Consider the following 22,039-nt stretch of genomic DNA (forward strand, 5'->3'; position numbering starts at 1 on the left):
CCCCGGACGCCAAGCCCGCGCGCACCCTGTCGCGCCATGAGCGGCGCGCCCGCATCTGGCTGCGCAAGTGGGGCGCCAAGACCTGCCTGCTGAGCTGGCTGCCCGTGGTGGGCGACCCGCTGTGCGCCGTCGCGGGCTGGCTGCACCTGCCGTTCTGGCCCTGTGTGTTCTATATGGCCGTGGGCAAGTTCCTGCGCTACCTGACCATGACCGCGGCCATCCTGTGGGCGCTGCCCGGCTGACGGTCACACCTCTATCGCGCATCGACCATCGAAAAAATCAGACGCTTTAGGGCGTTGACGCAGATCCCATCTGCGTTATGCGCTCTCGCAAAAAGAGCATCTCCCCGAAGTGCTCAGGCGCCGCGCGCCAGCGGCAGCTTGCTGCCGGTGATCGCCCGCTCCTGCAGCACATCGCTGCGAAAGCGGAACAGCTTGGCCGGGCGGCCTGCCGCCCCCGCCGTCATGGCGCCGGTTTCCTCCACCAGGTGCTGCTGCTCCATCAGGCGGCGAAAGTTCTGCTTGTGCAGGCCACGGCCGGCCAGGGCCTCGACGGTCTGCTGCAGTTGCAGCAAGGTGAATTCGGGCGGCATCAGCTCGAACACCACGGGGTGGTATTTGATCTTGGCGCGCAGGCGCGCGATGCCCGTGGCCAGGATGCGGCGGTGGTCGTGTTGCATGGCTCGCCCCGGCAGGCTGGCACGCGCAGCAATGCCGCGGCGCGTGGCCTCCTCGACCAGGCCGGCTTCAAACAGCAGCTCGTAGCGCTGCAGCACCAGGTCCTCGTTCCAGGCCTGGCCATCGGCACCAAAGTTGATAGCTACCCGAGCTTGCCGGGATTGCCGCAGCGCCGTATTGAAGGCTTCATCCACCCAGGCTTGCAGCGGCGGCAGGATGTGCTGGGCCAGCACCGCGGGGGCCCCATCGCGCCAGTCTTCCCAGGGGAAATAGCTGTACCAGTCCTGCCAGCTGGTGTCACCCTGCGGTGGCTGCTCAGGCTCGCAGGTCAGGCCCAGGTAGCTGATGGACAGCACATGGGCCGCCTCGGGGCGTTCGCGGTCGGCGAAGGTGTAGAGCTGCTCGACATAGCCCAGGCTGTGCTGGGTCTGGGTCTCAACCCAGCTGCGCAGGCCCGCCTGCAGCGAGCGGTGCAGCATCTGGAAAGGCCCGGCCGGCAAGGCCTGCCCGCAGCGCGTGGTCAGCACCCGGGGCTGGCCCAGGCTGACGGCCGCGAGCACCGCCACCAGCTCGGCATGCAAGGCGTGGGCGGGGGCCTCGGTCAATTTAGACGTTGAACAGGAAGTTCATGACATCGCCGTCCTTGACGATGTATTCCTTGCCTTCGGCGCGCATCTTGCCGGCATCCTTGGCGCCCTGCTCACCCTTGTAGGCAATGAAGTCCTCGAAGGCGATGGTCTGCGCGCGGATGAAGCCACGCTCGAAGTCGCCGTGGATCACACCGGCCGCCTGGGGGGCGGTGGCGCCCACGCGCACGGTCCAGGCGCGCACTTCCTTCACACCGGCGGTGAAGTAGGTCTGCAAGCCCAGCAGCTTGAAGCCAGCACGGATCAGGCGGTTCAGGCCGGGCTCTTCCAGGCCCAGCTCTTGCAGGAACATGTCGCGGTCTTCATCGTCCATCTCGGACATTTCCGCTTCGATCTTGGCGCAGATGGCCACCACCGGTGCACCTTGGGCTTCGGCGTAGGCCTTGAGCTGGTCCAGCAACGGGTTGTTCTCGAAACCATCTTCGGCCACGTTGCCCACAAACATGGCGGGCTTGGCGGTGATCAGGCAGAAAGGCTTGAGCAGGGGCGCGTCTTCCTTGGACACGGGCACCACGCGGGCTGGCTTGCCTTCGTTCAGCGCGGCTTGGATAGGCTCCAGCAGCGAGACCAGCTTGGCCGCTTCCTTGTCATTGCCCGAACGCGCAGCCTTGGAATAGCGGTTCAGCGCCTTCTCCACGGTGGCCAGGTCGGCCAGGCACAGCTCGGTCTGGATGACTTCGATATCGGCAATTGGGTCGACCTTGTTCGCCACGTGGATCACGTTGGGGTCTTCGAAGCAGCGCACCACGTTGACGATGGCGTCGGTCTCGCGGATGTGGGCCAGGAACTGGTTGCCCAGGCCTTCGCCCTTGGAGGCACCGGCCACCAGGCCAGCGATGTCCACGAACTCCACGATGGCGGGGACGATGCGCTCAGGCGAGATGATCTCGGCCAGCTGGTTCAGGCGCGGATCGGGCACTTCCACCACACCAGTGTTGGGCTCGATGGTGCAGAAGGGATAGTTCTCGGCGGCGATGCCGGCCTTGGTCAGCGCGTTGAAAAGGGTGGACTTGCCGACGTTGGGCAGGCCCACGATGCCGCATTTGAGGCTCATGGAAATTCCTTTGGTATCAATGCACGATCAAACACCACAGCAATGTGGCCGATGTGCCCGAGGCGCATGGATGCGTGTTCGGTGTTCTAAAGAGATGTGACGTGGTCGCTCTGTGTTGTGCAGAGTTTTGTGCCCGTTTTGTCACTGAAATCTATGCCGATTGTAATGATCGGCAAATCTCTGCTGGTGCGCGGCAGATTGCCCGGGAAGCCGCCCCGCGCCGGCAATAAAAAAGCAGGCAGCCCGTGAGGGCCTGCCTGCCGGGGCATTCGCCGTCAGGGACTTACTGCGCCGCGCGGGGTTTGCACTGCAGCTGCAACAGGCGGTGGGTGGAGCTGTCCACGCTGCTGCCCGGCTCCCGCAGGGGGCGGATGCGCAAGTCCAGGAATCCGCGATCGCCGCACAGCGACTTCAGGGTGGCTTCGCACTTGTGCAGATCGTCGTGGCGGGTGTCACACACCATGGCATGGTCGTAGTCGGGGGCTTCCACATAGGGGGCCGCTTCCTTGGCCATGCGGTCGGTGGTCTGGGTGGCACAGCCGGCCAAGGCCAGAACGGCCAACGCGGCAAGGGTGACAAGCTTCATGAAAAATCCTCCAAAACGGGAAACATCTTAACGAAGCCCTGGGCGCGCTCAGTCGAACTTCAGCAGCCCGGCCACCGCCTGCCCCACGCGAAGCACCTGCCCTGCGCCCTGCGCCACCACGGCATTCATACCGAAAGTGATAGCGCCATCCAGCCGTGCATCCTGGCGATACTGTGCGATCGTGTCGCCCACATCGTGGCTGGACACGGCCGTGGCGGGGTCGATGTCGGGGATGGGGCAGCGCGAGCACGGCTTGCCCAGGCGGATGGCCACAGGCTCCGGCGCGGGCAGCCAGAGGGTCTCGATGAAGTCTTCCTCGTGCTCCGCCATACCGTCCAGCACGAGGTTGGCGCGAAAGCGCAGGCCATCCACCGGCTGCCGCCCCTGGGCCTGCAGGCGATCGTTGAGGGCGTCGAAGGCGGCGCGGGTGGTCACCAGCAAGGGATAGCCATCGGCAAACTGGTTGGGTGCCTGGATACCCCCCGTCCATTTGGTGCTGGTCCAGCGCGCCTGCTCCAGGTCATAGCGCACCAGGCGACAAGGTCGCCCCAGCACCTGGCTGAACCAGTGCGCGGCCTCGTCGCCGGCGTCCCAGGCCGGCACGCGGCTCTCCCACACCTGGACCTGGCGCTGGGGCCCTGCGGCGGGGACTGCCAGCGGCAGGCTCAGCTCCGGCTGCCCGGGGAAGCTCACGCGCAGCACGCCGTGCGTAATATCAATCCGCGGCTGCACCAGCACCATGTGCGCCACTTCGCGCTGGGTGATGAACTGCCCGTCGGGGTCCACCACCATCCAGGCCCGGTCCCATTCCAGGCCCGTCGGCAGCAACCGGGCCTCGGTGACCGAGATGCCGGCACACGATTTGATGGGAAAAACCCACAGCGCACCGATCGTGCCCGTGACGTCGGCTTGATCAAAACCAGAAGTATTCATGCGGCTATTGTCAGCCCAAGCACCCGACGCACACGTCACCGGCCTGTCAGCCGTCAGGAAAACCGTCCTGCCGCAAGACGCCCCCCAGCCCTCCTACAATCCCGTCCATGGCGCACACCTTTGACGTATGTATCCGCGGAGCCGGCATTGTCGGCCGCACCTTGGCCCTCCTGCTGGCGCGCGAACGCCTGCGCGTCGCGCTGGTGGCCCCCCAGCGCACGGAGGCCCCCCAGGCGGACGTGCGCGCCTATGCGCTCAACGCCAGCTCTAAACAATTGCTGGAGTCCCTGCGGACCTGGCCGGACGCCGCCCACGTGACCGCAGTCCGGCACATGGAAGTGCATGGCGACGTCGACGGCAGCGTGCATTTCGATGCACTGGCACAAGGGGTAGATGCCCTGGCCTGGATCGTGGATGTGCCGGCCCTGGAGCAGCGCCTGGCCGAAGCCGTGCGCTACCAACCCCAGATCGAGGTGGTCACAGCCCCCGTGGAGGCGCCGCTGACCGTCGTCTGCGAAGGGCGCGCCAGCCTGGCACGGGCCGAGTTTGGCGTCGACTTTGCCGTCACCCCCTACAGTCAGCATGCGATTGCCACCCGCCTGCGCTGTGAGCTGCCCCATGGGCAGGTGGCCCGCCAATGGTTCAGCCCCCAGGGGATCCTGGCCTTTTTGCCGCTGGACGGTGCGGATGGCCATTCCGTGGCCGTGGTGTGGTCGCTGGACCACAGCCAGGTCGGCCACTGGTTGGCCGCCGAGGCGGCCGACTTCAGCCAGGCCCTGGCGGACATCAGCCAGCACAGCCTGGGCCAGCTGGAGCTGCAAGGCCCCCGCATGGCCTGGCCTTTACAGCAGGCCATCGCCAAGCGCTGGTGCGGCGCCATGCCCGGCACGACCGAGGGACGCCATCCGCGCAGTTGGGCCTTGGCCGGCGATGCCGCGCACAACGTACACCCCCTGGCCGGCAGGGCGTGAACCTGGGTCTGGCCGATGCACAGGCCTTGGCCCGCATTCTGCGCACCCGTGACGCCTGGCGCAGCACGGGCGACCTGAAGCTGCTGCGCCGCTACGAGCGCGAACGCAAAGCCGGACTGGCCCCGCTGGGCGCGGCCATGGATGGCTTGCAGCAGCTCTTCACCCGTACCGAAGCCCCGCTGCAGACGCTGCGCAACTGGGGGCTGCGAAGCTTCGAGCGCAGCGGCCTGCTCAAAGACTGGACCGTCCGGCAAGCCATGGGGCTGGACCGCTGAGGCCGCAGCCCCAGCGCCAGGAACCTTTTGCGCCGCCGGCGCCCTAACCCCTCAGTTTTTATCTTTTCTTGGAACCGTTGCCATGAAACTGTTTGCCACTGCACTGCTGGCCACTGCGGCCTGGGGCTGCGCGATTGCCGCCCAGCCACAAGACCAAATCGCCAAGACCCTGGCCGAGCGCATTCCGCAGCTGCAGCAGGTGGATGAGATCAAGCCCACCCCGATGAAAGGGCTGTACGAGGTGCGCATCGGCACGGACATCTTCTACTCCAACGCCAGTGGCGACTACCTGATCCAGGGCGAGCTGATCGACACCCGGGCCCAGCGCAACCTGACGGAAGACCGCATCAACCAGCTCACGGCGATCGACTTCAAGAAGCTGCCACTGGCCGACGCCATCAAGATCGTGCGTGGCAACGGTGAGCGCCAACTGGCCGTGTTCGAAGACCCCAACTGCGGCTACTGCAAGCGCTTCGAGCGCGACCTGCAGAGCGTGGACAACGTGACCGTCCACCTGTTCCTCTACCCCATCCTCAGCCGCGACTCGGCCGAGAAGTCACGCAACATCTGGTGCGCCAAAAGCAGCGAGAAGGCCTGGCACGACCTGATGCTCAAGGACAAGACCCCGGCCGCGGCCAGCTGCGACATTGATGCCATCCAGCGCAACCTGGCCCTGGGCCGCAAGCACAAGATCACCGGCACCCCCACGCTGATCTTTGCCGACAACACCCGCGTGCCCGGCGCCATCCCGGCCAGCGAGGTGGAAAAATACCTCGCCACCGCCCACAAGAAATAAGCCACTCCTCCAGCAGCGGGCGCTCTGGCGCCTGCTGTATCCCCGCGGCATGACCGCCCAGGCATGCCGTTGGACTGCCCGGTCACCAACATGCCCCACACCACCGCCCCCGTTCACTACCGCGTCCAGTTGCATGACCTGCATGCCCACCTGTTCCGCGTCACCCTCACGATTGCGCAGCCCAGCGCCCGCCAGCGGGTGTCGCTGCCGGTCTGGATCCCCGGTAGCTACCTGGTGCGTGAATTCGCCAAGAACTTGCAGCAGCTGCGCGCGCGCCAGGGCGAGGAGTCCGTGGCTATGCACCAGCTCAGCAAGCACCAGTGGGAGGTGGACTGCGAGGCCGGTACCCCGCTGGAGCTGGAGTACGAAGTCAGCGCCTACGACACCTCGGTGCGCACAGCCTGGCTGGATGCGCGCCGTGGTTTCTTCAACGGCACCAGCCTGCTGCTGCGCGTGCATGACCAGGAAGCCCTGACACACCGCCTGCAGGTACTGGCCTCACCCGACGCGCCACACTGGCAACTGGCCACCGGCATGACCGCCGTGGCGGTAGACGAGCTGGGCTTTGGCACCTACGCGGCTGCCAACTACGACGAGCTGGTGGACTGTCCCGTCGAGATGGGGACTTTCTGGAGCGGCCACTTCAACGCCGGCGGCGTGCCCCATCGCTTTGTCGTGGCGGGAGCCCCGGCATCTTTCGATGGCGAGCGCCTGCTGGCCGACACCCAGAAGATTTGCGAGGCCGAAATTACCTTCTGGGGCACGGCCCCGCATGCCAGCTATGTGTTCATGCTGAATGTGACACACGACGGCTATGGCGGCCTGGAACACTGCAATTCCACCGCCCTGATCTGCAGCCGCCCCGACCTGCCACGCATCGGCGTGGACAAGGCCAGCGATGGCTATGTGCAGCTGCTGGGGCTGATCAGCCATGAATACTTCCACACCTGGAACGTCAAGCGCCTGCGCCCGGCCGAACTGGTGCCTTACAACTACGACCAGGAAAACTACACCCAACTGCTGTGGTTCTTCGAAGGCTTCACCAGCTACTACGATGACCTGCTGCTGCGCCGCGCTGGCCTGATCGACACCGCCACCTACCTAAAGCTGATCACCAAGACCCTGAACCAGGTGCAACAGACACCGGGCCGCCAGGTGCAAAGCGTGGCCGCCTCCAGCTTCGACGCCTGGGTGAAGTACTACCGCCAGGACGAGAACACGGCCAACGCCACGGTCAGCTACTACACCAAGGGCGCCCTGGTGGCCATGTGCCTGGACCTGAAACTGCGCCAGGAAGGCAGCACCACCCTGGATGACATCATGCGCGCCCTGTGGCTGCGCTGCCGGGGTGGCGCCATGACCGAAGCCGATGTGCTGGCCGTGCTGCAGGAGCGCACCGGCCGCAGTTGGCAGACCGAGCTGCAGGCCTGGGTGCACGGCACCGAAGACCTGCCCCTGCCCAGCCTGCTGGCGGCCCACGGAATCCAGCCGGACGCCGACAAGCCTGCACCAGCACAGGCCCTGGGCCTGCGCGTGCAGGAAACGCACAGCGTGCTGCTCAAGCAGGTCCTGCGCGGCGGACTGGCCGAGCAGGCCGGCATGATGGCGGGCGACGAGTGGTATGGCATCGAACTCGCCACCGCCAACGGCCCCCAGGCCTGGCGCCTGGCCAAACTGGAGGAACTGGATCTGTACGTGGCCCGCGGCACCGCGCAGATCAAGGCCCTGGTGGCCCGCGACCGCCAGTTGCTGCGCCTGCCGCTGCAGCTGCCCCCCGGCCACCACCACGGCGATTGCCAACTACAAGCTCAGCGTCACGGATGCCGCGGCCGTGGAGCGCTGGCTGGGCCACTGAAGGCTGCGGCTGCGAGCTTGGGTATAGTGGTGCGTGCCACACACATGACTATCAGGAGATAAACCTTGGCATACGAAATGATCGAGGTCCGCATCGAAGCGGACAAAGTGGGCATCATCACCCTCAACCGCCCCAAGCAGCTGAATGCCCTGAACGACCAGCTCATGAACGAGCTGGGCCAGGCCCTGCAGGCCTTCGATGCCGACGAGCGCATCGGCTGCATGATCATCACCGGCAGCGAGCGCGCCTTTGCCGCAGGGGCCGACATCGGCGCCATGGCCAAGTACAGCTTTGCCGATGCCTACAAGGGCGACTACATCACCCGCAACTGGGAAACCATCCGCAGCATCCGCAAGCCGGTGATCGCGGCCGTCAGCGGCTTTGCCCTGGGGGGTGGCTGCGAGCTGGCGATGATGTGCGACTTCATTATTGCCGCCGACAACGCCAAGTTCGGCCAACCCGAGATCAAGCTGGGCGTGATCCCCGGTGCCGGTGGCACACAGCGCCTGCCACGCGCCGTGGGCAAATCCAAGGCCATGGACATGGCCCTGACCGCCCGCATGATGGACGCCACCGAGGCCGAGCGCGCCGGCCTGGTCAGCCGCATCGTGCCTTTCGACAAGCTGATGGACGAAGCCCTGGGCGCAGCCCTCATCATCAGCGGCTTCTCGCAGATTGCCGTCATGGCCGCCAAGGAATCGGTCAACCGTGCCTTCGAAGGCAGCCTGAACGATGGCGTGATGTTCGAGCGCCGTCTGTTCCACGCACTGTTCGCCACCCAGGACCAAAAGGAAGGCATGGACGCCTTCGTGAACAAGCGTCCGGCCAACTTCGTCAACCTCTGAAAAACTTGATATATAATCGCGTTCTCTTGGTCGTATAGCTCAGTTGGTTAGAGCGCAGCATTCATAATGCTGATGTCGTAGGTTCAAGTCCCACTACGACCACCAGAGTTCGGTCGTATAGCTCAGTTGGTTAGAGCGCAGCATTCATAATGCTGATGTCGTAGGTTCAAGTCCCACTACGACCACCAAAATTCAAAACCCCGCAGTGTGCAAACGCTGCGGGGTTTTTGTTTGTTCCCACCGGGCCGCCGCTATTTCACGGTGCCGCCATCGAGCTTGTGCTTTTCGCCATCGCCCTGGGCATTGGTGATGCCCGCCGCCATACCGGCCGCCGGGGTCACACCGCCTTGCTGCGCTCCGGGCTCGGCCGTGCTGGCCTGGGGCTGCACCACCGGCTGCGCCGCCGCCATCGCCGGCAAGGGAACGGCAGGTGGCAAGGGCTCCCGGATATCGACCTTGGCGGGCGGCAGCACATCGTGCGCGCGCAGGTAGTCGCTGGAGCCGAACAAGGGCTTGTCGGGGGGTGGCTGGTCAAACCGTGCCGCCTGCCCCATGGGGAAAGTATCGGCCCGCATCTGGGGGCCGGACTGGTCGCACCCGGCCAGCAGGGCCAGGGCCGTGACTGCGGCGGCAGCGGTGGCGTGCAAGCGCAGTTCTCGGGTCATGGACATGGCGAATTCCTCCTTGGAGGACCGAGGATCACCGCAATCGACGCGACTGTCTGTCAGGCAACACCCCAAATCGGGCACACGCCCTCAGGCAAAAATGCTGCGTGCCTCGGTGAAGCGCTTGGCGAAGTAGGGATTGTCCATGCGCACACGCTGGACGGTGCCGCCCTTGGACGGGGCGTGCACGAACTGGCCGTTGCCCACAAAAATGCCCATGTGGGAGTACGGACCACCCAGGGTGTTGAAGAACACAAAGTCGCCTCGCTGCAGACCGCGCTCACGCACCGGCGCGCTGGACTGCGCCCACTGCGAGGTGGTGCGCGGCAGGCGGCCGGTATGAATGCCCTGCACAGCCCACTGGATCAGGCCGCTGCAGTCGAAGCCGCCTTCCGGCGAGTTGCCGCCATAGGTGTAGGGCGTATTCACCACCAGCATGGTGCGTGCCAGCAGGGCCTCGCGCAGCTCTGCCTGCAATTGCAGGGCATCGCCACCGGTCGCACCACCGCTGCGCGTGCCCGCAGCCGAGCGCCGGTCCGCCGGAGGTTGCACGGGGGCACTGGAGCACCCGGCCAGCACCGCGGCCATGCCCGCCAGCAGCCAAGTGCGGCGCGTGCTCAGGCGCGGCGAAGGAGAAAAAGGCCATGCTTGCATGCCGCGCATTATGGGCAAGTTGCCGACAAAAGTAAAAAGCAGAGCTATCTGCGCTGATCCTGCAAGCGTTACCGAGCGTTTTGGCCTGGGAAGCCTTGGATCCAGTGCGCTGACAGCTCTCATTTTCCAAGACGGTAAGGCCCAGAAACACCGGACGACCCATCACTGCAAGCCCGCAATGCGATGCTGACCCCGCAGTGCCTGACTCTCTGTCCATTGCGGCACACCACAGACAGCAAAAAGCCGCATGGCCCGGAGGCAATGCGGCTCGGAGGTCGCACGAGACCGAGGGAATCAGAACGGCAGCTTGGGCATGCCGCCACCGCCCATCATGCCTTTCATGGCCTTCATGCCGCCCATGCGCTTCATCATCTTCATCAGGCCGCCGCCCTTCATCTTCTTCATCATGGTCTGCATCTGCTCGAATTCCTTGAGCAGGCGGTTCACGTCCTGCACCTGCACACCTGCACCATCGGCAATGCGCTTCTTGCGCGTGGCCTTGATCAGGGCCGGGTGCTTGCGTTCCTTGAGCGTCATCGAGCAGATGATGCCTTCCTTGCGCTTGATTTCGCGCTCGGCCTTGTCCATGTCGACCTGACCGGCCTTGGCCGTCAGCTCGGAGGGCAGCTTGTCCATCAGCTGCGACAGGCCGCCCATCTGCTTCATCTGCTGCAGCTGCGCCAGGAAGTCGTTCAGATCGAAGCCATCTCCGCTTTTCAGCTTCTCGGCCATCTTCTGCGCGGCATCCATGTCCACGCCCTTGGTGACCTGCTCGACCAGGGCCACGATGTCGCCCATGCCCAGCACGCGCTGCGCGTGGCGCTGGGCGTCGAACACCTCCAGGCCGTCGATCTTTTCGGACACACCGGCAAACTTGATGGGCGCACCGGTGATCTGGCGCACCGACAGCGCCGCACCGCCGCGCGAGTCACCGTCGAGTTTGGTCAGCACGATGCCGGTCAGCGGCAGCGCTTCCTTGAAGGCCTTGGCAGTGTTGATCGCGTCCTGGCCCTGCATGGCATCGACCACGAACAGGGTCTCCACCGGATTCAGGGTGGCGTGCAGGTCCTTGATTTCGGCCATCAACAGCTCGTCGATGGCCAGGCGGCCGGCCGTGTCGACCAGCAGCACGTCGAAATAATGCTTCTTGGCGTAGTCCAGCGCTGCCACGGCAATGTCGTGGGGCTTTTGGTCGGGGGTCGAGGGGAACCACTCGGCACCGGCCTGGGCCGTGACTGTCTTGAGCTGCTCGATGGCCGCGGGGCGGTACACGTCGCCCGACACGGTCAGCACCTTCTTCTTGCGCTTTTCGATCAGGTGCTTGGCCAGCTTGGCGGTGGTGGTGGTCTTGCCTGCGCCCTGCAGACCGGCCATCAGGATGATGGCGGGCGGCTGGGCGTTCAGGTTGATGTCGGCCACGCCTTCGCCCATGGTGGCGGCCAGCTCGGCATTCACGATGCCGACCAGCGCCTGCCCGGGCTTCAGGCTGCCCAACACCTCCTGGCCCAGGGCCTTGTCCTTGACGCGGGCAATGAAGTCGCGCACCACGGGCAAGGCCACGTCCGCCTCCAGCAAGGCCATGCGCACTTCGCGCAGCATGTCTTGCACATTGGATTCGGTGATGCGGGCTTGGCCACGCATTTCCTTGACGAGGCGCGAGAGTTTGTCGGTGAGTGCGGATGCCATAAGCAGGAATGTCCGAAGAGAGAAAGCAGCGCCGCATGCGGCTGGGCCAACGGGGCCTGGCGCCTTGGGCAGGGGGCGGTGCGCTGGCAACCCGCCCGTGCCGCCCGCCGCGGGCAGCCCTGTACAAATGAGGGATCCATTCTACCCGTTGACCACAGGACCTGCCCTGGGTCGGCCACCGCCCGGGCCGGGCCTGCCAGCCGCGGCCGCAGCAAGCACTGACACGGCGCAAGAATGGCCTGCTGCGGCGGCTCCCGCCGGCAAAACGGGCCGCTATGATTGCGAGCATGGAGTCATCCACCCACTTTTTCACTGCCAGCCCCCCCTGGGTCATGGCCTTGGCCGCGGCGGCGATTGCCGCCTACCTGGTGCCGGCCCTGGGCGCGCGCCGCCTGGCCGACGGCCCCACGCGCCTGGCCATGCGTGCCGCCTGGGTGCTGCACTTGCTGACCGTGGCCGCCGGCCTGATGACCTCGCCGGCGCGCTTTGGCTTCGCGCCGGCACTGTCCATGACCGCCTGGCTGATGCTGACCGTGTACGCCATCGAGCAGCAGCTCTACCCCAAGCTGCGCGCCGTCGGGGTGCTGTCCGTGCTGGGCGCCCTGGCCGTGCTGCTGGCCCAGATCTTTCCCGGCAAGCCGATGGCGGTCCACGCCTCGGCCTGGCTGCCCCTGCACCTGGCGCTGGGGATTGCCTCGTACGGGCTGTCCGCGGCCGCCGTGGTCCACGCCGGACTGATGTCGCGCGCCGAGCGCCGCATGCGCAGCGCCAGCAACGACGAAAGCGGCATGCCGCTGCTGATGCTGGAGCGATTGACCTTCCGCTTTGTCGCAGCCGGCTTTGTGCTGCTCAGCGCCACGCTGCTGGCCGGCCTGCTGTTTGGCGAATCCCTCTACGGCCGCGCCTGGGTGTGGGACCACAAGACCATCTTCTCCCTGCTGGCCTGGATGGCGTTCGCCCTGCTGCTGGTGGGCCGTTCACGGTTTGGCTGGCGCGGTCGCCACGCCGTGCACCTGATCTACGCAGGTGCCGCCTTGCTGCTGCTGGCCTATGCCGGCTCGCGTTTTGTTTTGGAAGTCGTCATGCTGGGGCATGGATCATGAAATACCTTCTGGTTGCCGTGGTGCTGATCATCGCGATTGGCATCTGGCGCAATAACCGCCGCAAAGCGGCTGCGCCGCCCCCTGCCCGCCCCAAGCCCCACCACGCCACGGAAGACATGGTCACCTGTGCGCACTGCGGACTGCACCTGCCCGCCAGCGATGCGTTGGTCGGTCCGGACCGCAGCCTGCATTACTGCAGCACCGAGCACCGCCACCTCGGCCCGCGCTAACCCCCACCCGCCAGGCATCCCTTGGCCAGCCCCCACACCCTTCCGCTGCAAAGTGCACGCCGGCTCTGGCAGGCCTTCCTGTCGGCCCGGGTGCTGGTGGCCACGCTGCTGATCGCCCTGCTGGCGATGCAGACCTGGACCTCGACCGGCATGCCGCCCAGCATGCCCTGGTCCTGGGCACTGTCGACGGGCTATCTGGTCGTGGCCCTGGTCGGCTGGGTGCTACTGCACCACAAGCCACCGGCCGCCCACTGGCGCTGGCCCTGGCTGTTGCTGCTGGTGGCAGACATCGTGACCATCTGCCTGCTGCAGGAAATGCAGACCGGCAGGATGTATTACACGCCGCTGCTGGCACTGCCCATCCTCACGGTGTCCGTGCTGGGGCCCATGCGCATGGCCCTGGCCACGACCGCCAGCATCACCTTGCTGCTGCTGGGCGCCAACATCCTCAGCGCCTGGCAGGGCGGCAACTTCAGCAGCGACGGCTACATGCAGACCGCCTTGGTCTGCGCAGGTTTTTTGCCGTGGCCTATCTGACACGCCAGCTGTCACTGCGCCTGGCCTACCAGGAACGCCAGGCCCGCCAAAGCCGCCAGGCGGCCCGCACGCACGCCCAGGTCAACAGCCTGATCATTGCCAACCTGAGCGAGGGCGTGCTGGTGGTCGATGCCGAGCAGCAGGTGCGCCTGGCCAATCCGGCTGCCTGCGAGCTGCTGGGGCTGCCACCGCCGCTGGCCCTGCACAACCTGCACGACATGGCGCTGTGGCAACCGCTGCGCGACATGGTCGCCCACACCTACGCCAGCGGTCAGGCCCAGAGCCAGCACGTGCACCTGCTGGCCGAAGGGGAGCGCCCGGTGGGCCTGTATGTGCGCACCTGGCTGACCACCAGCCTGGAGCCGGAAGTGCTGGCGGCAGAGGCCGAGCACGACGGCGCCGGGGAAAGCCTGCTGGCCCCCCATCTGTGGCTGTGCGTGATTTTCCTGAACGACCTGCGGCTGGTCGAGGCGCGCATTCGCACCGAAAAAATGGCCGCCATGGGCCGCATGTCCGCCGCCGTGGCCCATGAAATCCGCAATCCCCTGGCCGCCATCCTACAGGCCAATGCCCTGCTGGCAGAAGACCTGGACCAGCCTGCCCAGCAGCGCTTGAGCCGCATGGTGGAACAGAACGCCCAGCGTCTGGCGCGGATCGCCGAAGACGTGCTGGACATTGCCCGCGTGCAACAGCAGATCCAGCATGCCGACTCGCGCACCCTGACCCTGGACGCGGAGCTGTCCACCATCTGGCACGAATGGCAGCAGCAGGATGCCCCCCAGCGCCAGGGGGTGTTCGTGCCCGGTTGCGGCCAGGCGCAGATCGCATTCGACAGCGAACACCTGCGCCGCGTGGCCATCAACCTGCTGGACAATGCGGCGCGCCACCGCGCCAGCCTGCTGGCCGATGGCCTGCAGCTGCACACTGGCGGCGGCCAGGGCGAGCCCTTCTGGATGCAGGTCTGGAGCGAAGGCCCGCCGGTGGAAGCCTCGGTCGAGAAACACCTGTTCGAGCCCTTCTTCTCCTCGCAAAGCCGCTCCACCGGACTGGGCCTCTACATCTGCCGCGAGCTGTGCCAGCGCCACGGCGGCAGCATCAGCTATGCCCGTGCCGAGCGCCCCACGGCGCGCGGCCCGCAGCCGGGCAATGCCTTCACCGTGCACTTTCGCGGGCAACAGCGCCTGCCGGACACGGCTTCCCTGTTCGATCCAATTGTGGTTTGATCGCCGCCATGGTCACTTCCTTCGCCACCATCCTTGTCGTTGACGACGAACCCGATCTGCGCACACTGTATGAGCTCACACTGCTGCGCGAGGGCTACCGTGTCGAAACGGCCGGCACCCTGGCCGAGGCCCGCGCGCAGTTGCAGCTGTGCCGCTTTGACGTGCTGATCACCGACATGCGCCTGCCCGATGGCAGCGGCATGGAGCTGCTGCGCGAGCTGCGCGACCAGCGCCGCCGCGAGCGCACCATCGTCATGACCGCCTACGGCTCGGCAGAGAACGCGGTGGAGGCCCTGCGCTGCGGCGCCTTCGATTACCTGACCAAGCCCGTGGACCTCAAGCAGTTCCGCACCGTGGTCGCCTCGGCAGTACAGGGCGAAGGCAGCCCGGCGTCCGGACTGGCGGCCGTTGCCCACAGCAAGACCGCTGACATCCTCAGCGCCTCGACGGCGCTGGAGCGCCTGGTGGGCGAATCACACGCCATGCGCCAGGTCAAGCAGCGCATCCAGAAAGTGGCGCAAAGCATGGCCCCGGTGCTCATCACCGGGGAGTCCGGCACCGGCAAGGAATTGGTGGCCCGCGCCCTGCACGCCTGCAGCCACCGCGCCCAGGCGCCCTGGGTGGCGGTGAACTGCGGTGCCATCCCCGAGCACCTGCTGGAAGCCGAGTTCTTCGGCGCGCGCAAAGGTGCCTACACCGGTGCCACGGCCGACCGCACCGGCTTCTTTGCCGCAGCCCGCGGCGGCACCCTGTTTCTGGACGAGATTGGCGAGCTGCCGCTGTCCATGCAGGCCAAGCTGCTGCGCGCCATCCAGGAGCGCAGCGTGCGCGCGCTGGGCACCACCCAGGAAGAACCGGTCGATGTGCGCATCGTCAGTGCCACCCACCGTGATTTGGCGGCGGCCGTGCAAAGCGGTGAATTCCGCCAGGACCTGTACTACCGCCTCAACGTCATCGACATTCCCCTGCCTCCGCTGCGCGAACGCCGGGAGGACCTGCCGGCCCTGTGCCGCGCCTTGCTGCAGCGCATTGCCGGCGAGGGCGCCCAGCCGGCGATGCTGTCGCCCCAGTTGATGGAGCAACTGCAGGGCCTGCCGCTGCTGGGGAATGTGCGCGAGCTGGAAAACCTGCTGCACCGGGCCCTGGCGCTGGGCGAGGAGCTGGCGATGGACGGCGTGCCCACCGACAGCCCCTGCGCCCAGGACACCAGCGCCGCCAGCATGCTGGTGGCGCCGGACGAACTGCCGCACGACCTGCAAGCCTGGCTGGACCAGCAGGAGCGCCACATCCTGACCCGCGCGCTGCACGCCTGCGGCTACAACCGCACGGCCGCGGCCGCGCGCCTGGGCATCAGCCTGCGGCAGATGCGCTACCGGATTGAACGCTTGAACATCCCCGTGTGCCCGGAAGAGCCGCTGGCGGTCAGCGACAATCCGCTGCATGACGCGCTGCACTGACCCCCATCCCCCCCGCTGGCAACAAGGCTGGCTGAGCACCGCACGGCAGCTGCCTTCGCCCAACTTCGGCCCCCGCCCCGTGGGCATGCCCGTGGACCTGGTGGTGGTGCATTCCATCAGCCTGCCACCCGGGCAGTACGGCACAGGCTGCGTGCAGCAGCTGTTCACCAACCAGCTGGACTGGGAGGCCCACCCCTACTTCCAGGGCATCCGCGGCCTGGAGGTGTCGGCCCATTTCTTCATCGAGCGTGACGGCACGCTGTGGCAGTTTGTCAGCACCGAGGACCGCGCCTGGCACGCCGGCCAGTCGCAATGGTGCGAACGCCGCAATTGCAACGACTTCTCCATCGGCATCGAACTGGAAGGCCTGGAAGGCCAGACCTTCGAGCCCCCCCAGTACCACGCCCTGGCACAGCTGTGCCAGGCGCTGGCGGCCCACCACCCCATCCGCCACATCGCCGGCCACGAGCACATTGCCCCCGGGCGCAAGCAGGACCCCGGCCCCGGCTTCGACTGGCCGCGCCTGCAGGCCGCCCTGCCGCAACTGGGCGTGGATTACCCGGCAGCGATTCAAAATGCATAGCTGCTCGCACAGATTCAACAAGGGTTTCAATGCCCAAAGCATTGAAAACCTCCTGCCCTGCTGCGCGGCCCGCTCCTCTTTCAGACAGCACCCCGGCGCCAGCGCCGCTCTGGCAAGGCCGGTGCTGATGTGCGTCACAAACACTAGATTTAGTGCAAATCACCCCATCAGCACCCATACCTAGCGCCTCAAAACCTTCTTGGGCCATGGGTTATCAACAAATTCTTACAACTTTTCACCCCTGACGCCACAAGGCCTGCGCACGGGCCATGGGCCCGCAAGCCGCATGCAGCCTGGCTTTGCGGGCGCAGGGCCACGGCGCCCGCCGGCCGCGCGCCTGTCAACACGGGCCACACCCAGGTGCTGCCAGCCCACAACGCAGATTTCGTCACGCTGGCGAAATACACTACCCCTAGTGTCATTGAAATCACATGACGCTACAGGTAGCGCACATTTTTTGTGCAGCACCTCCCTATTCCGGCGCACCGCACGCCCCCTTCCATCCTCCAGAGGCCCTCATGCAGCACGCTATGAACAGCTCCCACACCGACCTTGCCACGCACGGCGCCCCCACGCCCGGGGCCAGCAGCGTTCCGGCGGTCCTGGACCAATACCAGATCATTCGCCGCAGCGGCGACGTCGTGCCCTTCGCGCCGCAGAAGATTGCCATCGCCTTGACCAAGGCCTTCCTGGCCGTGCGCGGCCCCCAGGGCGCCGCCTCGGTCAGCATCCGTGAAACCGTCGAAGCGCTGACCAACGGCGTCGTGCGCGCGCTGCTGCGCTCGCGCCCCGAGGGCGGCACCTTCCACATCGAGGACGTGCAGGACCACGTCGAGCTGGCCCTGATGCGCGGCGGCCACCAGGACGTGGCCCGTGCCTATGTGCTGTACCGCGAAGCCCGCAACCAGGAACGTGCCGCCGCCAAGAAAAAGGCCGCCGAAGACGCTGCGGCCGCCGCCGCGCCCCAGCCCAGCCTGCACGTGACCGACCACGGCCAGCGCATCCCGCTGGACCAGGCCCGCCTGGAGGCGCTGATCACGGCCGCCTGCCACGACCTGAACGCCGACATCAGCCCCGCGCCCATCGTGGCCGAGACCCTGCGCAACCTGTACGACGGTGTGCCCCTGGCCGAGGTCTACAAGGCCGCCATCCTGGCCGCCCGCACACTGATCGAGCGCGACCCCGACTACACCTACGTCACCGCACGCCTGCTGCTGCACACCATCGTGCGCGAGGTGCTGGGCCGCGACGTGCAGCCGGCCGACATGGACGCGGCCTACGCCGAGAATTTCCCCACCTTCATCGCCAAGGGCGTGGAGCACGAACTACTGAACCCCGAGCTGCTCCAATTCGACCTGCCCCGCCTGGGTGCGGCCCTGAAGGCCGAGCGCGACCAACAGTTCGACTACCTGGGCCTGCAGACCCTGTACGACCGCTACTTCCTGCACGTGCGCAAGACCCGCATCGAGCTGCCCCAGTCCTTCTTCATGCGCGTGGCAATGGGGCTGGCGCTGAACGAGGACGACCGCAACGCCCGCGCCATCGAGTTCTATGAGCTGCTGAGCTCCTTCGACTTCATGTCGTCCACGCCCACGCTGTTCAACAGCGGCACGCAGCGCTCGCAGCTGTCCAGCTGCTACCTGACCACCGTCGCCGACGACCTGGGCGCATCTACGACGCCATCAAGGAAAACGCCCTGCTGTCCAAGTTTGCCGGCGGCCTGGGCAACGACTGGACCCCCGTGCGCGCCCTGGGCGCCCGCATCAAGGGCACGAACGGCGAATCGCAGGGCGTGGTGCCCTTCCTGAAGGTGGTCAACGACACGGCCGTGGCCGTGAACCAGGGCGGCAAGCGCAAGGGCGCCGTCTGCGCCTACCTGGAAACCTGGCACCTGGACATCGAAGAGTTTGTCGAGCTGCGCAAGAACACCGGCGACGACCGCCGCCGCACGCACGACATGAACACGGCCAACTGGATCCCCGACCTGTTCATGCAGCGCGTGATGGAAAAGGGCCAGTGGACGCTGTTCAGCCCTTCCGACGTGCCCGACCTGCACGACCTGTACGGCCAGGCCTTTGCCAAGGCGTACACCGCCTATGAAGCCCAGGCCGATGCGGGCGAGCTCAAGCTCTTCAAGCGCGTGCCCGCCGTGGACCTGTGGCGCAAGATGCTGTCCATGCTGTTCGAGACCGGCCACCCCTGGATCACGTTCAAGGACCCTTGCAACATCCGCTCGCCCCAGCAGCACGTGGGCGTGGTGCACTCGTCCAACCTGTGCACCGAAATCACGCTGAACACCAGCGCGACCGAGACCGCCGTGTGCAACCTGGGCTCGGTCAACCTGGCCCAGCACATTCGCGATGGCCAGCTGGATCACGACAAGCTGCGCAAGACCGTGCGCACCGCCATGCGCATGCTGGACAACGTGATCGACATCAACTACTACGCCGTGGACAAGGCGCGCGACTCCAACCTGCGCCACCGCCCCGTGGGCCTGGGCCTGATGGGCTTCCAGGATGCGCTGTACGCCATGCGCACGCCGTATGCCAGCGACGCAGCGGTGGAGTTCGCCGATGCGTCCATGGAAGCCATCTGCTACTACGCCTACTGGGCCTCGACCGAGTTGGCCAAGGAACGTGGCACCTACTCCAGCTACCAAGGTTCGCTGTGGTCCAAGGGCATCCTGCCGCTGGACTCGCTGAACCTGCTGGAGCAGGCGCGCGGCGGCTACGTCGATGTGGACCGCAGCACCCGCCTGGACTGGGAGGCGCTGCGCGCCAAGATCGCCCAAGATGGCATGCGCAACAGCAACTGCGTGGCGATTGCGCCCACGGCCACCATCTCCAACATCGTCGGCGTTGATGCCTCGATCGAGCCCTCGTTTGGCAACCTGTCGGTCAAGTCCAACCTGTCGGGCGAGTTCACCATCATCAACCAGTACCTGGTGCGTGACCTGAAGCAGCTGGGCCTGTGGGACAGCGTGATGGTCATGGACCTGAAGCACTTCGACGGCTCGCTGCGTGCCATCGACCGCGTACCGCAGGACCTCAAGCAGCTGTACGCCACGGCCTTCGAGGTGGAGCCCACCTGGCTGGTGGAGGCCGCCGCGCGCCGCCAGAAGTGGATCGACCAGGCCCAGAGCCTGAACATCTACATGGCCGGTGCCTCGGGCAAGAAGCTGCACGACACCTACATACTGGCCTGGCTGCGCGGTCTGAAAACCACCTACTACCTGCGCACCACCAGCGCCACGGCGGCCGAGAAGTCGACCATCCAGAGCCGCGCACTGAACGCCGTCTCGCCCGCCGCGGTCGAGACCTCCAGCGCCCTGGACCGCGCCGCCGCCGCCGCACGGGCCAGCACCGGGGCTCCGGCCACGGACGTCAAGTTCTGCGCCATCGACGACCCGGGCTGCGAGGCCTGCCAGTAAGTTCATCTCTCGGTTAGCTAAGGGGGTACGGCTGTCGAGGCAGCCGTACCGAAAGTAGAGAAGACCGAACTTACAGATGACGAAAAAATCAACAACAAAGAATTCGCGGAAACGCGCAGCCCCCCACAAAAAAAGCACTCGCTCATTGATTAGGGAAGCCGCAGCAACGGCTTTAGTTTTGATTACCTCACCGCTGCTAGCTGTTGTTGTCGAGAAGGTTGCAAGCGCTGTTCCAGCACAACCTACTCTCATTTCTGCCAGCGAGACTTCTTGCATTGCAGTGATCTGCAATATGCAAGCAAATGCAAAGTAACTTGGAGATCACATGCTGACTTTTGATGACGAGATTTCGTCCACCACCAGCCCCAGCCACACCGCATCGGCCAGCACGCACCAGCGTGTGAATGCCGCCGACAAGCGCATCATCAACGCCAAGACCGACGTCAACCAGCTGGTGCCCTTCAAGTACAAATGGGCCTGGGAGAAATACCTCGCCACCTGCGCCAACCACTGGATGCCGCAGGAGGTGAACATGACGCGCGACATCGCGCTGTGGAAGGACCCGAACGGCCTGACCGACGACGAACGCCGCATCGTCAAGCGCAACCTGGGCTTCTTCACCACGGCCGACTCGTTGGCTGCCAACAACATCGTCCTAGGGACTTACCGCCATATCACGGCGCCCGAGTGCCGCCAGTTCCTGCTGCGCCAGGCCTTCGAGGAAGCCATCCACACGCATGCCTACCAGTACATCGTGGAGTCGATCGGCCTGGACGAAGGCGAGATCTTCAACGCCTACAACGAGATCCCGTCGATCCGCCACAAAGACGAGTTCCTGATCCCCTTCATCGAAGCGATCATGGACCCCCACTTCCACACCGGCACCCCTGAAACCGACCAGACCCTGCTGAAGTCGCTGATCGTTTTTGCCTGCCTGATGGAGGGCCTGTTCTTCTACGTCGGCTTCACGCAGATCCTAGCCCTGGGCCGCCAGAACAAGATGGTCGGCGCGGCCGAGCAGTACCAGTACATCCTGCGCGACGAGTCCATGCACTGCAACTTCGGTATCGACCTGATCAACCAGCTGAAGCTCGAGAACCCGCACCTGTGGACGGCCGAATTCAAGGAAGAAATCAACGCCCTGTTCCGCAAGGCCGTGGACCTGGAATATGCCTATGCCGAGGACACCATGCCGCGCGGCGTGCTGGGCATGAACGCCTCGATGTTCAAGGGCTACCTGCGCTACATCGCCAACCGCCGCGCCACACAAATCGGCCTCGAAGAGCTGTTCCCCGGCGAAGAAAATCCGTTCCCCTGGATGAGCGAAATGATCGATCTGAAGAAGGAACGTAACTTCTTTGAGACACGCGTGATCGAATACCAAACCGGTGGCGCACTTTCTTGGGATTAAGACGCGATAAAGCCTCGCAAACTCACGCAAGGGAATTCATAATGCGCCCCATGCCATCACAATTATTTCTACAGGTGATGGCATGGGGCGTTTGTGTGTCCATGCGGCGAAACACTCCACGTCGCAATGGCTGGTGAGTCGCTCTTTTTCCAAGCGATCACGCAAATGCTGTGTGCAAATTGATGAAGGAGAAAACGATGGCAACTGCAAAAAAACCGGCTGAGAAAAAGGCCACCACCGCAACCAAGACCGAAGCGCCCAAGAAGGCCGTAACCAAGGCTGCCGCACCTGCCAAGAAGGCTGCTGCGCCTGCTGCCAAGAAGGCCGCTGCACCTGCTGCCAAGAAGGCCGCTGCACCTGCTGCTAAGAAGGCCGCGGCTCCTGCTGCCAAGAAGGCTGCGGCTCCTGCTGCCAAGAAGGC

The 22,039-nt window shown here is 65.5% G+C and carries 17 protein-coding genes, 2 tRNA genes and 3 pseudogenes; 15 read left to right on the forward strand and 7 right to left on the reverse strand.

The window, feature by feature from the left end; translation table 11 throughout:
• The coding region (locus tag SJH88_RS13595; protein ID WP_420921742.1) for a YqaA family protein at positions 1 to 242 on the forward strand (242 nt) is incomplete at its 5' end.
• Positions 243 to 355: 113 nt separating this feature from the next.
• Here the strand turns inward: SJH88_RS13595 and SJH88_RS13600 are convergent.
• The 4 genes from SJH88_RS13600 to SJH88_RS13615 all read right to left on the reverse strand — a co-directional run bounded on the left by SJH88_RS13600 (position 356) and on the right by SJH88_RS13615 (position 3,897).
• A complete protein-coding gene (locus SJH88_RS13600; protein WP_274754790.1) occupies positions 356 to 1,282 on the reverse strand; it encodes an NUDIX hydrolase in 927 nt (308 codons plus the stop codon).
• A gap of 1 nt (position 1,283) precedes the next feature.
• A complete protein-coding gene (gene ychF, locus SJH88_RS13605; protein ID WP_042415225.1) occupies positions 1,284 to 2,378 on the reverse strand; it encodes a redox-regulated ATPase YchF in 1,095 nt (364 codons plus the stop codon).
• A 283-nt stretch (positions 2,379 to 2,661) separates the two neighbouring features.
• A complete protein-coding gene (locus tag SJH88_RS13610; protein WP_260674104.1) occupies positions 2,662 to 2,964 on the reverse strand; it encodes a hypothetical protein in 303 nt (100 codons plus the stop codon).
• Between the two features lie 48 nt (positions 2,965 to 3,012).
• On the reverse strand, positions 3,013 to 3,897 hold the full coding sequence (locus SJH88_RS13615) for an MOSC domain-containing protein (protein ID WP_274754791.1): 885 nt from the start codon (positions 3,895 to 3,897) through the stop codon (positions 3,013 to 3,015).
• 107 nt (positions 3,898 to 4,004) lie between these two features.
• Here SJH88_RS13615 and SJH88_RS13620 point away from each other — a divergent pair.
• The 6 genes and pseudogenes from SJH88_RS13620 to SJH88_RS13645 all read left to right on the forward strand — a co-directional run bounded on the left by SJH88_RS13620 (position 4,005) and on the right by SJH88_RS13645 (position 8,827).
• Positions 4,005 to 5,143 (forward strand): annotated as a pseudogene (locus SJH88_RS13620) (FAD-dependent monooxygenase).
• An 82-nt stretch (positions 5,144 to 5,225) separates the two neighbouring features.
• Positions 5,226 to 5,939: a DsbC family protein gene (locus SJH88_RS13625; protein ID WP_042415235.1), complete on the forward strand. Its 714-nt coding sequence runs from the start codon at positions 5,226 to 5,228 to the stop codon at positions 5,937 to 5,939.
• 90 nt (positions 5,940 to 6,029) lie between these two features.
• Positions 6,030 to 7,856 (forward strand): M61 family metallopeptidase, encoded by a 1,827-nt coding sequence (locus tag SJH88_RS13630; RefSeq protein ID WP_274754792.1) that lies wholly within the window; start codon positions 6,030 to 6,032, stop codon positions 7,854 to 7,856.
• 3 nt (positions 7,857 to 7,859) lie between these two features.
• On the forward strand, positions 7,860 to 8,639 hold the full coding sequence (locus SJH88_RS13635; RefSeq protein ID WP_274754793.1) for an enoyl-CoA hydratase: 780 nt from the start codon (positions 7,860 to 7,862) through the stop codon (positions 8,637 to 8,639).
• A 28-nt stretch (positions 8,640 to 8,667) separates the two neighbouring features.
• A tRNA-Met gene (locus tag SJH88_RS13640) sits at positions 8,668 to 8,744 on the forward strand.
• Between the two features lie 6 nt (positions 8,745 to 8,750).
• Positions 8,751 to 8,827: transfer RNA gene (locus SJH88_RS13645), tRNA-Met, on the forward strand.
• 63 nt (positions 8,828 to 8,890) lie between these two features.
• Here the strand turns inward: SJH88_RS13645 and SJH88_RS13650 are convergent.
• The 3 genes from SJH88_RS13650 to ffh form a co-directional block, all read right to left on the reverse strand.
• Positions 8,891 to 9,310, reverse strand: coding sequence for a hypothetical protein (locus SJH88_RS13650; protein WP_274754794.1), 420 nt, complete (start codon positions 9,308 to 9,310; stop codon positions 8,891 to 8,893).
• Positions 9,311 to 9,394: 84 nt separating this feature from the next.
• A complete protein-coding gene (locus tag SJH88_RS13655) occupies positions 9,395 to 9,958 on the reverse strand; it encodes a C40 family peptidase (protein ID WP_274754795.1) in 564 nt (187 codons plus the stop codon).
• Positions 9,959 to 10,252: 294 nt separating this feature from the next.
• The gene (ffh, locus tag SJH88_RS13660) at positions 10,253 to 11,644 is read right to left on the reverse strand and encodes a signal recognition particle protein (protein WP_042415246.1); all 1,392 of its coding nucleotides are present in this window, start codon (positions 11,642 to 11,644) and stop codon (positions 10,253 to 10,255) included.
• Between the two features lie 287 nt (positions 11,645 to 11,931).
• Between ffh and SJH88_RS13665 the strand changes: the two genes are divergently transcribed.
• The 8 genes and pseudogenes from SJH88_RS13665 to SJH88_RS13705 form a co-directional block, all read left to right on the forward strand.
• Entirely contained in the window at positions 11,932 to 12,747 is an 816-nt protein-coding gene (locus SJH88_RS13665) for a cytochrome C assembly family protein (protein WP_051519399.1), read from the forward strand.
• Positions 12,744 to 12,977 (forward strand): PP0621 family protein, encoded by a 234-nt coding sequence (locus SJH88_RS13670; protein ID WP_042415249.1) that lies wholly within the window; start codon positions 12,744 to 12,746, stop codon positions 12,975 to 12,977. Before SJH88_RS13665 ends, SJH88_RS13670 begins: the two co-directional genes overlap by 4 nt.
• A gap of 21 nt (positions 12,978 to 12,998) precedes the next feature.
• Positions 12,999 to 14,737: pseudogene (locus SJH88_RS13680) on the forward strand (sensor histidine kinase).
• Between the two features lie 8 nt (positions 14,738 to 14,745).
• On the forward strand, positions 14,746 to 16,194 hold the full coding sequence (locus SJH88_RS13685) for a sigma-54-dependent transcriptional regulator (protein WP_274754796.1): 1,449 nt from the start codon (positions 14,746 to 14,748) through the stop codon (positions 16,192 to 16,194).
• A complete protein-coding gene (gene ampD, locus SJH88_RS13690) occupies positions 16,178 to 16,777 on the forward strand; it encodes a 1,6-anhydro-N-acetylmuramyl-L-alanine amidase AmpD (RefSeq protein ID WP_274754797.1) in 600 nt (199 codons plus the stop codon). The genes SJH88_RS13685 and ampD overlap by 17 nt, the downstream gene beginning before the upstream one ends.
• 518 nt (positions 16,778 to 17,295) lie before the next feature.
• A pseudogene (locus SJH88_RS13695) lies at positions 17,296 to 20,207 on the forward strand (ribonucleoside-diphosphate reductase subunit alpha).
• Positions 20,208 to 20,532: 325 nt separating this feature from the next.
• Positions 20,533 to 21,618: a ribonucleotide-diphosphate reductase subunit beta gene (locus SJH88_RS13700; protein ID WP_045266219.1), complete on the forward strand. Its 1,086-nt coding sequence runs from the start codon at positions 20,533 to 20,535 to the stop codon at positions 21,616 to 21,618.
• 197 nt (positions 21,619 to 21,815) lie between these two features.
• A partial coding sequence (locus tag SJH88_RS13705; protein WP_274754798.1) for a hypothetical protein occupies positions 21,816 to 22,039 on the forward strand: 224 nt, incomplete at its 3' end.

This window comes from Comamonas sp. GCA5 (genome assembly GCF_036541385.1).
In the GTDB taxonomy this organism is placed as follows: domain Bacteria; phylum Pseudomonadota; class Gammaproteobacteria; order Burkholderiales; family Burkholderiaceae_C; genus Comamonas; species Comamonas aquatica.

Coding starts and splice junctions, on each gene's coding strand:
- ffh (WP_042415246.1), bottom strand. CDS start 11,644: ATGGCATCCGCACTCACCGACAAACTCTCGCGCCTCGTCAAGGAAATG.
- SJH88_RS13655 (WP_274754795.1), bottom strand. CDS start 9,958: ATGCAAGCATGGCCTTTTTCTCCTTCGCCGCGCCTGAGCACGCGCCGC.
- SJH88_RS13670 (WP_042415249.1), top strand. CDS start 12,744: ATGAAATACCTTCTGGTTGCCGTGGTGCTGATCATCGCGATTGGCATC.
- ampD (WP_274754797.1), top strand. CDS start 16,178: ATGACGCGCTGCACTGACCCCCATCCCCCCCGCTGGCAACAAGGCTGG.
- SJH88_RS13685 (WP_274754796.1), top strand. CDS start 14,746: ATGGTCACTTCCTTCGCCACCATCCTTGTCGTTGACGACGAACCCGAT.
- SJH88_RS13700 (WP_045266219.1), top strand. CDS start 20,533: ATGCTGACTTTTGATGACGAGATTTCGTCCACCACCAGCCCCAGCCAC.
- SJH88_RS13650 (WP_274754794.1), bottom strand. CDS start 9,310: ATGTCCATGACCCGAGAACTGCGCTTGCACGCCACCGCTGCCGCCGCA.
- SJH88_RS13610 (WP_260674104.1), bottom strand. CDS start 2,964: ATGAAGCTTGTCACCCTTGCCGCGTTGGCCGTTCTGGCCTTGGCCGGC.
- SJH88_RS13625 (WP_042415235.1), top strand. CDS start 5,226: ATGAAACTGTTTGCCACTGCACTGCTGGCCACTGCGGCCTGGGGCTGC.
- SJH88_RS13665 (WP_051519399.1), top strand. CDS start 11,932: ATGGAGTCATCCACCCACTTTTTCACTGCCAGCCCCCCCTGGGTCATG.
- ychF (WP_042415225.1), bottom strand. CDS start 2,378: ATGAGCCTCAAATGCGGCATCGTGGGCCTGCCCAACGTCGGCAAGTCC.
- SJH88_RS13615 (WP_274754791.1), bottom strand. CDS start 3,897: ATGAATACTTCTGGTTTTGATCAAGCCGACGTCACGGGCACGATCGGT.
- SJH88_RS13630 (WP_274754792.1), top strand. CDS start 6,030: ATGCCCCACACCACCGCCCCCGTTCACTACCGCGTCCAGTTGCATGAC.